Here is a 13,332-nt window from a genome sequence, read left to right on the forward strand (position 1 = left end):
TGATTTATTAGAGAAGCCAAAAAGGCTTTTAAGAAAATATCAAGTTTATAGTTTTTTCTAAAAGTTTGGAAAAGGATAGTCGAAATTTTAAAAATATGTATTATGCATATAAAACTAAGTGATATTTGTAGATTGGTTTGAAGCTGAAAGAATTCAATCATCAAAGAAAATGTGTTTTATTTTAATGAAATTTGTAGAGGCTCATTTTGTATGTTTTTATCCATAAAAAATATAGAATTTTTTAAGTTTAGCTTCTATTTTTAGGTTACTGAATTTCATTGCTGCTTACATATAAGTTTCAACAAATTTTTTTAAGCTGTCAAAGCGCTTTTTTTATTTTTCGGTATAAGAGATATTTCTAAACAGGAAAGAAAGTTCGCCAAGTATTAACGGTATAATCTGTCATTGCTTGGGTGTTTATGCTGTTATTCTGTAAAACACCATTCATTTAAGATATGACGATAAGGTATTTAAAATGTAAAATCTGCGAGGAAAGGATATGGATTACAGATCGGCGCAGGTTAAAAAGCTTTCTCCTTGGGGTAGTGTTTGGTGAAGCCTGCTAGACAATCCCGTAAACTAGAATGAAATCCATGAGGACAGGCTTTTAATATATAGTATGATAGAGAATTCACATGAAGAGGATTAGGGTCATTTGCAAAAAAGAAATCATTGTGAAAAATCAAGCTTGCTTGTTTCTTATGTTCTTTAAGAGGGGCTGGTCCTCATGCAAAACAGAAAAGAAATACATTTGTGTTCCCAATGTTAATCTTTAGCGTTTGAGATGGTTTATAAAAGATATTTTTAGTGCTTTTTTTATAGTTTTTATCCACGCAGATTTCCTCGCTTGTAACATGTATGCAAGCTGTTTTGGTTAATTCAATATAAATAAGATTTGGAATGAGAAAATCCTGTAATGTTAAGATCTTGTATCTAACTTACAAGACAATGACCCTCTTTATAAATTAATGTGGGGTGTTTTAAGAAGCGTAATTATCGATCTCTTTTTGTCAGAATTTTTGCTCTTTGAAATATTGAGAAAAAGGTAGGAATATTCATGAATAGGATTTACCTATATAGTTTATGGACATTGTTTTTGAGAGTGGGAATATGAAGCCCCATCTGATATGGTTAGCAAAACTTTCTTTAGAGAAATTTGATTGTTTACAAGTTGATGTAGAATAAGAATCCCTTTTGTTTAAGGAAGGAAACCGATAGGCTGCTATACGTTCTATTCTTGAATAGAATGTAATTTATAAATGTTCAATTAGAATGATCGTGTATTTGTATGAGGTTCTCTGTCTCTGAAGATTATTTGGGTAAAAAATATATTTATTGATCACTTAAAATAAGCTTTTATCTTGATGACAATAATTATTAGTGATGATCGGGATCTGTTTCATGAAGTTCTTATTGATAGGCGAATCAAAATTTATTTTTTCTTTTTTTGTTTATGAAGAGTGTAGGAAATATATTGGAGAAGAAAAGAGAAGAGGGATATTCAATAAAAAGCCGTAACTAATTGTTACGGCTTTTTTTATTTGTATGCTCCTATCGAGAGAGAAAGACTCTTTTAAATGATTTTTGATTTAGCAAAAATCGGGTCGTAAAAAACTTCAGAAAGTTTTCTATCTCTAAAGAACAACACGACATCAACTGTTGTGTAAAGAACGAGCTTGATCATTTCTATCTCGAGTTGACGGCCAACTGCTGATCTTTTAATTAAAGTGGCACATCGTTCAAATGTCTGCAAAGCACTGTTGGCATGCGTCGTTGTAATCGATCCAGGATGACCCGTGTTGAGTGAATTGAGATATTCCCATGCCTCATTGCCTCGTAATTCAGCAAGAAAAATTCGATCAGGCGATTGACGCATACAGGCATCTAGACATTCCTCAGCTGAAACACGACCCACATTGTTGCCGTAAATCATATTTACATGATTAGGATGATTGGGTAGAAAAAGCTCATGGACATCTTCAATCGTGATGATACGCTCTTCTACAGGGACTTTTTCAATGAGGGAGCGGGCAAATGTTGTTTTACCAGATCCTGTCTTGCCTGCAATGATGATGTTGCGTTTGTGAAGGACGCATTCTTCTAAAAATTCAAGGATTTTTCCTTCACGTTTACGTTGTAAGAGTTGAACTTCAAATGGTTCTAACCGCGTGAAGTCCTGCTTCGATAACAAGTTATTGGCTTCTTTTGCTGAAGGCTTGTTAAAACTTACATCGGAAAAATCATCAAATGTCCCTTCTTCTTTGAGTTCTTCTAACGTCTTAACGATAAGAGAATGTTTACGAATCACAAAGGAGAGGGTGCCATCAACGACAGCTGGCGTTTGTATAATTGTACCACGTTGTCCACCAGGCAAAAGCACATAATTAATGCTTCTGGGAGCCATACCGTTATAAACGATAATAGCTGTAATAAGCGTTTGCAAAAAAGCTGGTGTTAGCTCTGGCATGCTATGGACCTGCCACCCATTGAAGCTTTTTGTCCATATTTCACAGGGGCGGCAGATCGACAATTCAGTGATCTTCGGATCTTCTAAGAAACGATCAAGCGGTTGCAAAAGCTGAGAAACTGCTTGATCTTTTTGTATTGGGTTAACGTGTGACGAGACTGTAGACATCGCTGAAATCCAAATCACGAGCAACGAAAATATTCACTCGTTCGCCTTGATGTTTATAAAGAGTTGGTGTGATATTGATAGAATTTTGAAGAACATCACTTACTACTAATTCAGCATTATGAGCTCCTTGAGATTGTGCGTTCTCTTTATTCTCTTTGCTACTTTTATTGATTTTACCTCTTACCCATTCTCCTAAATCACCGATGATACTCACCATAATTGCACCACTAAATCGCTCCCAAAAGTGTCTATCAACCCAGCCACCTATACCTGCTTCACCAAGAGGACCTGTACCGGGTGAGTCAAGATTGACAATAACTCCAGAAGGGGTTTCAATACGTAACCATTGTACAAACACACGTGTTTGTCCTTGCTGTAAGCCACTTTGATAAAAACCAACGACTTTAGAACCACGATCAAGCAAAACAACACGACCACTTGTAGAATAAATATCCCGTGTTAAATGACATGTCGTCATTCCTGGTTGTGACGTGATAATTTTTGTTTCCAATGTACAATCTATTTGCGTTCCTTGCGTAATTAAGAGATCACGATTACGAAGTTGCATCGCATGTGATTGACCTAACCGTACAGGTTGCAAATTTAATGCACCACTGTTATCATTAGATTGTGTATTATTTGTCCCCGTAGATCCTTCACTCCCACCACTGTTAAGACTAGAACTGAGCATACGTTTGCGCGCTAATTCTTCAGAATCTTGAAGCATATGTGGAGGAACAGTTGTTTGAAGAAGCTTAGCCAAAGCCGGTGAAATATCTAGGCTTGAATCTTCTGTTTGTGTTGGTTTTTCTTCTTCTACAGGTTTTGGCTCTTCTATAATCCGAGGGGTATAGCTTGGTATAATTTGTTGTACCGTTTGTTGTGGTTTTTCTTCCTCAACTTCCGCGGTATTATGCATTTTAAAAGCTTTCCAAGTCAAAGCAATCGGTACCGCTACTATGACAACAAGCCCTACGATTAACAATGCGCGGGTCCCTGGAATTGTCGGACGGTGCTCTGAACCTAGTTCGGAGCTTCCATAGGCATCTTCAATATGTTTTTGCTCTATATTGTCCAGTTTTCTACCTTTTTCATCTCCTTCCTTATTGTCAAACATTATTTTCCTCCTTTATTGATACGATAAACCACCGAAGATACTGTTCCTGTAGTGTTTGGTATACCATTAGGATCATAGGCTTCATTAAAAACAGCGAGCGCGCGTTTACCAAGCCGTATGAGCCATTTAGGATTAACCTTATGGACGGCGATAATATCATTAGAACTACCGATAACGGTACGTGGTATTAAGCTTTCATTCCCTTCAGCATCTACGACATAAATCGATGGCATATCCATATTAGCCGGAAACTTGAAGTAAGTAATACGCCCATTATCCCAAGCATTGATTGGAGCGATATCCTGATGACCACTCATGGTGTAACTCAGATTATAGCCTTTTACAGTTTGGTGAAAACCACGTTCAATTGCGAGGCGCCGGCTGCTTTCTTCTGATTTTTCATCGGTTGAATCGGGATAATGGAAAGCCAATTCATAGGTTGAGCCCGCACGATCATTTCGAAATTGTAATCGGAATTTATAACTTCGTTTGTCAGTTACAACGATGAGATTGGTATTGGCAAGTTCTGCTTTTGGTTTGATAAAAATATGCCGCCCTTTATGCGCAAAGGCATAAGCTTCCGAATCTCCAAAGGCATGAGTGATATATTGTTCACCTTCTTCAAGAATAATATGTGTTGCTACACCAAGAACTGTTTCAATTTGAACCACATCGGCTTCATTATATGTTATATAGCGAATGCGGTGATCATATTGTGAATTTGATGGACTTTTGAGCGCCTGCACAGGTACCGTATAAAGAGAAGAAAACGAAGATAATAAAACAATGAATGCAAGTTTTTTCATAACAATCAATTCCTTAATCATTCAACAGTAATTCTGGGTCAGAACGGTAACTTGTTACTTGAAAACCAAGAGGGTTAAGCAATCGATCAGATGATTTCATGGGAGCACCAACATAGGTATAACCAATTGTTGCTATCTGGTGCTGTTTTGGTCCAGTAGCAGCACCGCTGCTATCAAGTTCTTGAGTTGTGAAACGTACAGTTGCTTGACCAAGTCCATTAGGCTGGATTGATCGTACCTTAACAGTGATACGAGCTTTGTTGGAAAGCACTTTATCTCGCGCATTCTCTCCATCATAGATTTTATAATATTCTTGTTGAACAGCTGCTGCGCTTAAAAGTGCTGTTGTGTCATAGTTTAGTTGAATGGTATCATAGTCGTAAGATTCGCGGTTAAGCACATATTGGTTGAGCCAATATCTATCTACAACTTCACCATAGCTTTCTTCGTTATCGCGCATGATCGAGATAACATCAACAGCACCTGTTGTGTTATCAACGCGTAGGACTAAAGGTGTAGGCGCTGGTTGGGAAAATCCAATAACGCCACATATCATACCGAATAAGCCAAAAAGACCAACAGCACTCGCTACACGCCATGCCGTTCTGCGCGACCTTATAAATTCATTTATGAGATCCCGTTCTAGACCACGGCTTTCTTCGTAATAACTGCTAAGTTGTTCGGCTTTCACTGGTTTTGCTTGTTTTGTTTTCATCTTTCTCCTCGCTTAATTTCGGCAGGGATTGTTTTATTAATAGGCACACGGTTTCTATCATTAGGTTGTTTAAGCTTTGGCGCTAAAGCACAAGCCGATAAAATATTTGCAATCAGAATCATCAGAATGACATTTTTCATTTTAATATTACTCTTTTTATTGTTAGATTCATCCTAACATTTATTGTCATTATTGCTATTTTGAATATAAAGTAAAGTGCATAATGTGTAATTATTTTACTTTCTTAATTCCATTTTCTAATTGATAAAAATAGCTCAATTTCAGTACAAATATTTTTCACTGTAGGATTAGATATTTTGGTTATTTTGTCCTATAGATATTAAGGGGTATCCGTTACGAGAAGCACAGCCTTTTATATCCTCTAGTTTCTTTGTTTCCATAGATGTCCGAAAGTTATGCCTTTTGCGAGAGAATTGGCAATACTTGATAGTTTAAGTAACAGCATGATAGATATAATGGAGAGAACAAGCGCTCCCCCAAACATGAAGCTTGTATTTTGTTGGTAATCGAGTCTCATATCAGCCAAATAGTTTGCAAAGATATTCATCATCACATTAAAGACAGTGGCTAAGAGTAGAAAGAGGATTATATAATTTATGATTTGGATTAACCACTGCTCAAAAAAGCGATAAGTTGGCTGCCAGAGCAAGGCAATGATGAAGATAGGTCCCCATCCCACGAGAAGTACAATAGCGATTTTTGTCAGGATAACGAGCCCCCCGCCGATTGCGACGACAAGGCTTGTTGCTAGCAAGATGAGGATAGCTAAGAGACCGTAAAGCATCCCATTGGCTTCGAAGAAGATGGTTTCTTGGAAAAGATGACCTGCATAGCGAAATCCATTGCCTGCTGTTTTGTCAAGCAAATTCATTAATTGTGTATCACTGAGTGGATTTGTCATGAGCGCTCCTGATAAATCACGGGGCATTTGAGTTATCAAGTTCGCAATGTCGCTTTGATAAAGCCCTGTTGTAAGAGCGATTGAAGTAATAATACTTATTCGCAGGAAACGACTGACGAATCCGGACAGTGGCATATCTATAGCGCCACGAATGATGAGCCATCCATAGATGAGAAAAGCGATTGTGAGACCGACTGAGACAAAGGGTGTGATTGTGACAATTGCTTTTGAGGAAATATCTGTGACATATGTTTTTGTTACCTGATCAATTTTATTGAAAAGTTGCGTGAACACAGTAAAATTCATGGAATTCCTCTTAGTAAATTTTCATTTCTTATTCTTATAGATTTTTAAAAGCATTTTTCGTTGAATTTTTCAGGATGAAATTAAATTCCATAAATCTTTTCAGTTTATGAGAAAGAACAGAGCATTACGCGTTCTTTTGTTTCTTACGAACACACAAAAATAATATACAAAATGTTATTATAAAAAGTTTTATTGAATTCTTATGCTAGGCATTGCCGTTTTTCTCAGTGAGGAACCTGGCACATATATCCTAGATCTTTGTTTGTTGATAAGATCCCTTTCACTATTGAAGAAATTTCTGATCATTTGTATCTTAATAGATTCATTTCGAATCATGGTTAACATATATCTTAGTTCTGCTTGCAATTTAGTAGCTTCTTTCAAATCCTGCGTTTTGCCTTTAGCATCTAGTAAACTAGCAATTTTTTCAAAACGCTTCTCTGTGTTATCAAGAGCTTGTAAACCTACAGCTCTAGCGATAATTCCTCTGTATCTGATACGTGTATCAATTTCTTTATGCATCTCATTTATTCCTTTAAGACGGTCATATCCCTCTCCGAGATAAGTGGGGTAAACATAGTCGTCATATAAATTCTTCGCAGTGTCAAGAACATCATAAAGGCTATAGGCGATGTATCGAATTTTTGCTTTTGGGTACAACGTTGCCGGAGCTTCAAGCAAATATCTGGGCTCAGATGGAAATACATGTTTAACTCCATTACCCATTATAGAACCATGTATCTTTGATGTTTGCTCGAATTTCGTTTTGCTCAGTTCAAGTTGTTTGTTTAAGAGACCAATAATTTCCCTTTTTTTTAATAGCTCAATAAGTTGTAGATATTCTGCTGATGGAGCTGATTGTGGCGGAGAAGCAGGTTGTTGTGTGACTTTAGCTAGACTGTCGGGGCTTGAGGACTTGTGACTGACGACTGTATTTTCATTTGCTGGAGCTAGATTTGGCATTCCCAAAAGGATAATTATTCCTATTATAATAGAGATCTTTTTCATCTGTCTCCTCGCTTAATTTCGGCAGGGATTGTTTTATTAATAGGCACACGGTTTCTATCATTAGGTTGTTTAAGTTTTGGCGCTAAAGCACAAGCCGATAAAATGTTTGCAATCAGAATCATTAGAATGACATTTTTCATTTTAATATTACTCTTTTTATTGTTAGATTCATCCTAACATTTATTGTCATTATTGCTATTTTGAATATAAAGTAAAGTGCATAATGTGTAATTATTTTACTTTCTTAATTCCATTTTCTAATTGATAAAAATAGCTCAATTTCAGTACAAATATTTTTCACTGTAGGATTAGATATTTTGGTTATTTTGTCCTATAGATATTAAGGGGTATCCGTTACGAGAAGCACAGCCTTTTATATCCTCTAGTTTCTTTGTTTCCATAGATGTCCGAAAGTTATGCCTTTTGCGAGAGAATTGGCAATACTTGATAGTTTAAGTAACAGCATGATAGATATAATGGAGAGAACAAGCGCTCCCCCAAACATGAAGCTTGTATTTTGTTGGTAATCGAGTCTCATATCAGCCAAATAGTTTGCAAAGATATTCATCATCACATTAAAGACAGTGGCTAAGAGTAGAAAGAGGATTATATAATTTATGATTTGGATTAACCACTGCTCAAAAAAGCGATAAGTTGGCTGCCAGAGCAAGGCAATGATGAAGATAGGTCCCCATCCCACGAGAAGTACAATAGCGATTTTTGTCAGGATAACGAGCCCCCCGCCGATTGCGACGACAAGGCTTGTTGCTAGCAAGATGAGGATAGCTAAGAGACCGTAAAGCATCCCATTGGCTTCGAAGAAGATGGTTTCTTGGAAAAGATGACCTGCATAGCGAAATCCATTGCCTGCTGTTTTGTCAAGCAAATTCATTAATTGTGTATCACTGAGTGGATTTGTCATGAGCGCTCCTGATAAATCACGGGGCATTTGAGTTATCAAGTTCGCAATGTCGCTTTGATAAAGCCCTGTTGTAAGAGCGATTGAAGTAATAATACTTATTCGCAGGAAACGACTGACGAATCCGGACAGTGGCATATCTATAGCGCCACGAATGATGAGCCATCCATAGATGAGAAAAGCGATTGTGAGACCGACTGAGACAAAGGGTGTGATTGTGACAATTGCTTTTGAGGAAATATCTGTGACATATGTTTGTGTTATCTGATCAATTTTATTGAAAAGTTGCGTGAACACAGTAAAATTCATGGAATTCCTCTTAGTAAATTTTTAATTCTTATTCTTATATGATTTCTTAAGCATTTTTCGTTGAAACTTTTTTTAGGATGAAATTAAATTTCGGAGCTTTTTTCAGTTTATGAAAGGAAATTAAGAATTATGCATTCTTTTGTTTTTACGAACATATAAAAATGATATACAAAATGTTATTATAAAAAGCTTTATCTAATAAATCTTATGGTAGGCATTTTTGTATTTTTACTGTTCAAAATTTTTATGTTATGTTTGTCTTTCTGCTGTTTGATAAGTGTATGTTCCGCGTTGCGTAAATGTGCAACCATTTGCAGTTTTGCTGTTTCATTTTGTAGCATAGCGAGCATTCCAATTATATGTGTTTGTAACTCGGTAACACTTTTTATATCTTTTGTTGTTTTGATTTCGTTTAATAGTTCTTCAATTTGCTGAAAACGATTGCTTGCTTCTTGAAAAGTCTTTAAACTCACAGCCTTATCCGTGATGGCTGTATATTGACTGCGCTTGGTGATAAAATCGCTAGACTCATGGATAGAAATAGGAATTTCTTCTTCTTTTAAAATATTTTCAAGAAATGAAGATAGAGTAGAGGATTTATTTCTATCATAGAGCTTTTCTGGGTTTTTGAGAAAAAAACTGCTTTGATCTGTTGGTGTATTTTTAAGTTTTTTAGTGTCAAATTTTTGATTTCCCGTTATAGACTCATTTATCTTTTTTACTTCCTCAAGCTGTTTCTTTAAGACTTCAAGAAATTCAGTAGGAGTTACTGTTTTTTGTTGTGGAGGTTTTTTAGACTTTGGTTTTGAAGGTGAATTTCCAAACCAATTAAAATTAGGCCACGTTGTTGGAACTGATGCTCCTAAATCCGCTACTCCAGCACCCACAACCCAAGCCCTTGCCGGATTTGAAACCCCTAAAGTTATTGCTACTGCTATTGAAATGACTAGTTTCTTCATGTTTCCCTCCTGTCATTTTTTGCATGCTGTAAAAAAATGGGCAACCATATTGCTGGATCATCACCCACTTCTTGAATAATTCTTTCGACTAACTCTGCGTTATCCGGCGTACCTGATAACACCAAGAGTTCATCACTAAAGTCATGTTCTACGGTTCTTCCATCGCTTGTTACATGGAATTTACCGAGATTCAGTTCTGCAAGTGCAGATTGATCACCTTGCTTAATGAGAAATTGGCGGCTAAACTCACCAAGTCCTTTAACAAGTTCAAATTCAGCATCTGTTAATTTAAAACCTTTTGTATAATCTTCATAATTTGCTTTGGGATTGGCTAGAAAAATGTAAGTCGCACATTGTTGAATGAGCGTTTTGGCAATATTACTTTCCAAAGCATCACTAGGCTCTTGTGTTGCGTAAACAAAAATACCATTTTGTTTACGGATAGTTTTTTGTTTATTTTTTGCTAAATCTTCAAAGTAAGGATCTTGCAAAGGTTTCCAAAACTCATCAAAGATATACATAAATCTCTGTCCGCTAATCATGCCTTCTGTACGGTAAAGCAGATACATCATTACTGGAGTACGCGTTTCCAAATTATCTAAGAATTCTGTGATATCAAAGCCGTAAATTTGATGTGTTGAAAGATCAAGAGCATCATGAGGATTATCAAATAACCATCCATAATCACCACCTTCGCACCATTTGAGTAAACGAGCATGAACAGATGGGTGTACATCATAATCACTTAAACGCGGATTTGGTAAGAATTGAATCAGAAAAGACAAACGACGCAACGATGGGTCAATATTACTGCTCATAACAGACATAACAGCTTTATTAATTTCTTCCTCATCGTGATGCGTGACTTCGCCACCAGCTTCTGCCAACTTTTTAATAAATTGTTTTAGAAAAATCAGATTATCTTGTGTAGGAGGAAGCTGAAATGGATTAAAACCACTTGATCTTCCTGGCTTGAATGTTAAATATCTTCCCCCCATCGCTCGGATGGCAATTTCCATACCACGATCTTTATCAAAAACAACAGTTGTTGGCTTAAATTTTTGCGCTTGTGCTAACAAAAAGCCGAGTAGTACAGTTTTACCAGATCCAGATTGTCCAATGACTGCGGTATTCCCGAGTAACCGTTTATCTGTTGAATCCTCTTCAAGTTTGGAGGCATGAAAATTAAAATAAAGCGGTGTCTTACTGGTTGTTTTAAGAATTGTAACTGCTGGTCCCCATGGATTTCCAGTGGGCTTTCCTGACATAAAATTGTGAAAAGATGAAAATGATAAAAAGTTTAGTGACGTAATTGGGGCAGGACGGGGTCTCCATTTCCAATTGCCAGGAAGTTGTGCCCAATAGCCAGCTTCTATCGCTAAATCTACGGGTTTGGGTAATAACGCAACGTCTAATAATGCTGCACTTGCTTTGGCCATATGGTCACGAACTTGTTGAATTGTATCACCATAGATGGTCAATGTACAATGATGTTCTCCCATGACAAAATGCCCACTGATAAGCTGGTTTAGTGCTTCATCAATTTGTGCAATTTGGCTTGTTGCCACATCGCGTGCATCAATAAGATTACGCTGATGCCTTTGTAAATAGTCTTTAGCAGCATGCCGAGAGAGCACCGAAAAGCTCTGCGTCAATATGAATTCAAAGTCACTTTCCAACAAAACATTCAGTTGTCCTGGTTTGGTTGTTGCGTCGTATTCTTTAATTTCCAACATTCCAAATCGACGTGTTCCACTGGTTGTGCGCAGCTCACCAAGTGCACCCCATTTTGAGAAAAATGGTCGATTAACTGACATATAGTCAGCAAAACGGTCATAGCAAATTGGCATAGGACGATATTCGCCATTGACAAGCATTCCAAGGAATTCAAGTGCAGAAGAATAAACATGCCCATTTTTTTCATAAGCACCAAGAAGTTCCGCACCATAACGTTTCAAAGACTGTCCTAAAGTACGATTGACGTCATTAAGTTCTTTGATACATGAGTCTTGTCGCATCTTTTTTTGATCAAGCGTTTCGCGTTCATGTTTAGAAAAGAACGACATAATTTTATCCGCTATCGGTTGGAAAACGACAGTCAGATACAGATCATTGACCATTAAATTATAACCGGCAAAGCTTTGCCGATACTTTTCATCAAGCTGATAGCAAAACATTTGATCAAATGCTGAATCAGGATATTCATAAACACGGCGGCGCACGATATGCGTCCAAAATGATAAATTGGCTGATGCAATTCCCCGTAGAGTATTGTTAAGCTCTTTTGTCCATTGAAAAATATCTTCTTCTGAAGCGCTTTGATGCGAACGCCCGTCAATTTTCCAAATTGACAAATATTCTGCATTCTTAGTAGAGATAATCGTATCTGTAATATGATGGGAATAGGGGAGGAATAAGCTTACAGGTGTCTCTGATGCGAGACGTTTGCTGTTTTTAACAGCTGTCATGTTTATCTCCTTTTACTATAATCAGAGGGACTATAACTTGATGCGCCCCAAAAACCTTTGTTGCGATTGCGAAATTTAGTATCAATCCATAACCACCAGATACGAAATGCTTTATCATCGTTTTTAGTAATTTGTGCCATAATGAACCATAACGGTGGTGCTATTATCCACAAAAAGATATTTATTGTCATGGCAATAAAAGCGACTCCCATAAGCATAATGATAAATGGCATCATAGGAACACCCCATATCGTTGGAACACGTGTTGCTCCTTTGAATAGCGGGAATTCTTTTTGTTCTTGTGATTTCATGGGGTGCCCTTGTTATTGGAGGTGAAATAATATGTGACTAATATAGAAGGCTGCACCAGCAATAATGACGCTAAATGCCCATCGTATAAATGTAGCTCTTGCGATGATGCGAAATATATAAATAAGCAAAAGAAATAAAAGAACAATAGCAGCAACGATTGGAACAAGTATACTTAATCCATATTGCACGCCAATAAAAACATCTATGCTCTTTGTTTCCGTTTGAGCATAAGAAAAACGAGTTATTAATGACATCATTGAAGTGATAAAAATAACACTAATCTTGTTGCATAGTTTTCTTTGAAGTGTATTTAATTGTTTCATATCTTTTATCCCCTTTTAATTAAAGTTGCTATAAATAATATTCCTTTTTTTGCAGTATGAGCGAAATCATTGCTGGTATATACCTATAATTAATAGATATTTAAAAACATTACGTATTATATTAATTTATGCATTACCTGAAAATAACAGTGTAGCAAGTTGGGATGCCGAACCAGCGACAACAACGCCAACTGCCCATCGTATGAACGTACTTTTTTCGATATAGCGCCCTGCATAAGCAATTGCTAAACATAAAAGTATAACGCCAGCAGCAATAGGGATCAGTTTCTCTAAATCACCCTTCAAGCCGTCTAAAGCCATCTTTGCATTTTTTAAAGTTTTCGGATCAGTAGCATATGCAGAATTATTCATAAAGAATACAGTTAAAGCTGCAGAGACTGGGATAGTTTTATTACGAATTATTGTTTTAAGAATATTTAATTGTTTCATATTTCACTCTTAGTAAGCTTCTAAATAACATTTCATATTATATATCTTCAGTATAAATGAAACTGCTATTGGTTTATTTATAA

General features: G+C 36.6%; 14 protein-coding genes. All 14 read right to left on the reverse strand.

All coding sequences use genetic code 11. The features are described 5' to 3' along the window. Nucleotides 1-1,573 precede the first annotated feature (1,573 nt). Nucleotides 1,574-2,635, reverse strand: coding sequence for a P-type DNA transfer ATPase VirB11 (gene virB11, locus FS875_RS02245; RefSeq protein WP_144752457.1), 1,062 nt, complete (start codon nucleotides 2,633-2,635; stop codon nucleotides 1,574-1,576). Next, nucleotides 2,610-3,752 carry a type IV secretion system protein VirB10 gene (gene virB10 / locus FS875_RS02250; RefSeq protein ID WP_144752460.1) on the reverse strand — a complete coding sequence of 381 codons (1,143 nt, stop codon included), beginning with the start codon at nucleotides 3,750-3,752 and terminating at the stop codon, nucleotides 2,610-2,612. Before virB10 ends, virB11 begins: the two co-directional genes overlap by 26 nt. Beyond that, the gene (virB9, locus tag FS875_RS02255; RefSeq protein ID WP_144752462.1) at nucleotides 3,752-4,558 is read right to left on the reverse strand and encodes a P-type conjugative transfer protein VirB9; all 807 of its coding nucleotides are present in this window, start codon (nucleotides 4,556-4,558) and stop codon (nucleotides 3,752-3,754) included. The genes virB10 and virB9 overlap by 1 nt, the downstream gene beginning before the upstream one ends. 13 nt (nucleotides 4,559-4,571) lie before the next feature. Then, on the reverse strand, nucleotides 4,572-5,273 hold the full coding sequence (locus tag FS875_RS02260) for a VirB8 family type IV secretion system protein (protein WP_144752465.1): 702 nt from the start codon (nucleotides 5,271-5,273) through the stop codon (nucleotides 4,572-4,574). Beyond that, the gene (locus FS875_RS02265; protein ID WP_144752468.1) at nucleotides 5,270-5,413 is read right to left on the reverse strand and encodes a TrwH protein; all 144 of its coding nucleotides are present in this window, start codon (nucleotides 5,411-5,413) and stop codon (nucleotides 5,270-5,272) included. The genes FS875_RS02260 and FS875_RS02265 overlap by 4 nt, the downstream gene beginning before the upstream one ends. 242 nt (nucleotides 5,414-5,655) lie before the next feature. Continuing rightward, nucleotides 5,656-6,501: a TrbL/VirB6 family protein gene (locus FS875_RS02270; RefSeq protein ID WP_144752471.1), complete on the reverse strand. Its 846-nt coding sequence runs from the start codon at nucleotides 6,499-6,501 to the stop codon at nucleotides 5,656-5,658. A gap of 189 nt (nucleotides 6,502-6,690) precedes the next feature. Next, nucleotides 6,691-7,509, reverse strand: a complete 819-nt coding sequence (locus FS875_RS02275; RefSeq protein ID WP_144752474.1) for a TrbJ/VirB5 family protein — start codon at nucleotides 7,507-7,509, stop codon at nucleotides 6,691-6,693. Next, a complete protein-coding gene (locus tag FS875_RS02280; protein WP_144752476.1) occupies nucleotides 7,506-7,649 on the reverse strand; it encodes a TrwH protein in 144 nt (47 codons plus the stop codon). Before FS875_RS02280 ends, FS875_RS02275 begins: the two co-directional genes overlap by 4 nt. A 242-nt stretch (nucleotides 7,650-7,891) precedes the next feature. Next, the gene (locus FS875_RS02285; RefSeq protein WP_144752479.1) at nucleotides 7,892-8,737 is read right to left on the reverse strand and encodes a TrbL/VirB6 family protein; all 846 of its coding nucleotides are present in this window, start codon (nucleotides 8,735-8,737) and stop codon (nucleotides 7,892-7,894) included. A 191-nt stretch (nucleotides 8,738-8,928) separates the two neighbouring features. Then, entirely contained in the window at nucleotides 8,929-9,696 is a 768-nt protein-coding gene (locus tag FS875_RS02290; RefSeq protein WP_144752481.1) for a TrbJ/VirB5 family protein, read from the reverse strand. Continuing rightward, a complete protein-coding gene (locus FS875_RS02295; protein ID WP_144752484.1) occupies nucleotides 9,693-12,164 on the reverse strand; it encodes a VirB4 family type IV secretion/conjugal transfer ATPase in 2,472 nt (823 codons plus the stop codon). The genes FS875_RS02290 and FS875_RS02295 overlap by 4 nt, the downstream gene beginning before the upstream one ends. A gap of 2 nt (nucleotides 12,165-12,166) precedes the next feature. After that, entirely contained in the window at nucleotides 12,167-12,475 is a 309-nt protein-coding gene (locus FS875_RS02300; RefSeq protein WP_144752487.1) for a VirB3 family type IV secretion system protein, read from the reverse strand. 12 nt (nucleotides 12,476-12,487) lie between these two features. Then, complete coding sequence (locus tag FS875_RS02305; RefSeq protein ID WP_144752490.1) at nucleotides 12,488-12,799, reverse strand: conjugal transfer protein; 312 nt, start codon at nucleotides 12,797-12,799, stop codon at nucleotides 12,488-12,490. A gap of 126 nt (nucleotides 12,800-12,925) precedes the next feature. Continuing rightward, nucleotides 12,926-13,249 carry a VirB2 family type IV secretion system major pilin TrwL gene (trwL, locus tag FS875_RS02310; protein ID WP_144752494.1) on the reverse strand — a complete coding sequence of 108 codons (324 nt, stop codon included), beginning with the start codon at nucleotides 13,247-13,249 and terminating at the stop codon, nucleotides 12,926-12,928. Nucleotides 13,250-13,332: the final 83 nt, after the last annotated feature.

The organism is Bartonella saheliensis, from assembly GCF_902162175.1.

Bases quoted from the DNA above. Each gene is read 5' to 3' on its own strand.
- virB11 (WP_144752457.1), bottom strand. From the start codon at position 2,635: ATGTCTACAGTCTCGTCACACGTTAACCCAATACAAAAAGATCAAGCA.
- virB10 (WP_144752460.1), bottom strand. From the start codon at position 3,752: ATGTTTGACAATAAGGAAGGAGATGAAAAAGGTAGAAAACTGGACAAT.
- virB9 (WP_144752462.1), bottom strand. From the start codon at position 4,558: ATGAAAAAACTTGCATTCATTGTTTTATTATCTTCGTTTTCTTCTCTT.
- FS875_RS02260 (WP_144752465.1), bottom strand. From the start codon at position 5,273: ATGAAAACAAAACAAGCAAAACCAGTGAAAGCCGAACAACTTAGCAGT.
- FS875_RS02265 (WP_144752468.1), bottom strand. From the start codon at position 5,413: ATGAAAAATGTCATTCTGATGATTCTGATTGCAAATATTTTATCGGCT.
- FS875_RS02270 (WP_144752471.1), bottom strand. From the start codon at position 6,501: ATGAATTTTACTGTGTTCACGCAACTTTTCAATAAAATTGATCAGGTA.
- FS875_RS02275 (WP_144752474.1), bottom strand. From the start codon at position 7,509: ATGAAAAAGATCTCTATTATAATAGGAATAATTATCCTTTTGGGAATG.
- FS875_RS02280 (WP_144752476.1), bottom strand. From the start codon at position 7,649: ATGAAAAATGTCATTCTAATGATTCTGATTGCAAACATTTTATCGGCT.
- FS875_RS02285 (WP_144752479.1), bottom strand. From the start codon at position 8,737: ATGAATTTTACTGTGTTCACGCAACTTTTCAATAAAATTGATCAGATA.
- FS875_RS02290 (WP_144752481.1), bottom strand. From the start codon at position 9,696: ATGAAGAAACTAGTCATTTCAATAGCAGTAGCAATAACTTTAGGGGTT.
- FS875_RS02295 (WP_144752484.1), bottom strand. From the start codon at position 12,164: ATGACAGCTGTTAAAAACAGCAAACGTCTCGCATCAGAGACACCTGTA.
- FS875_RS02300 (WP_144752487.1), bottom strand. From the start codon at position 12,475: ATGAAATCACAAGAACAAAAAGAATTCCCGCTATTCAAAGGAGCAACA.
- FS875_RS02305 (WP_144752490.1), bottom strand. From the start codon at position 12,799: ATGAAACAATTAAATACACTTCAAAGAAAACTATGCAACAAGATTAGT.
- trwL (WP_144752494.1), bottom strand. From the start codon at position 13,249: ATGAAACAATTAAATATTCTTAAAACAATAATTCGTAATAAAACTATC.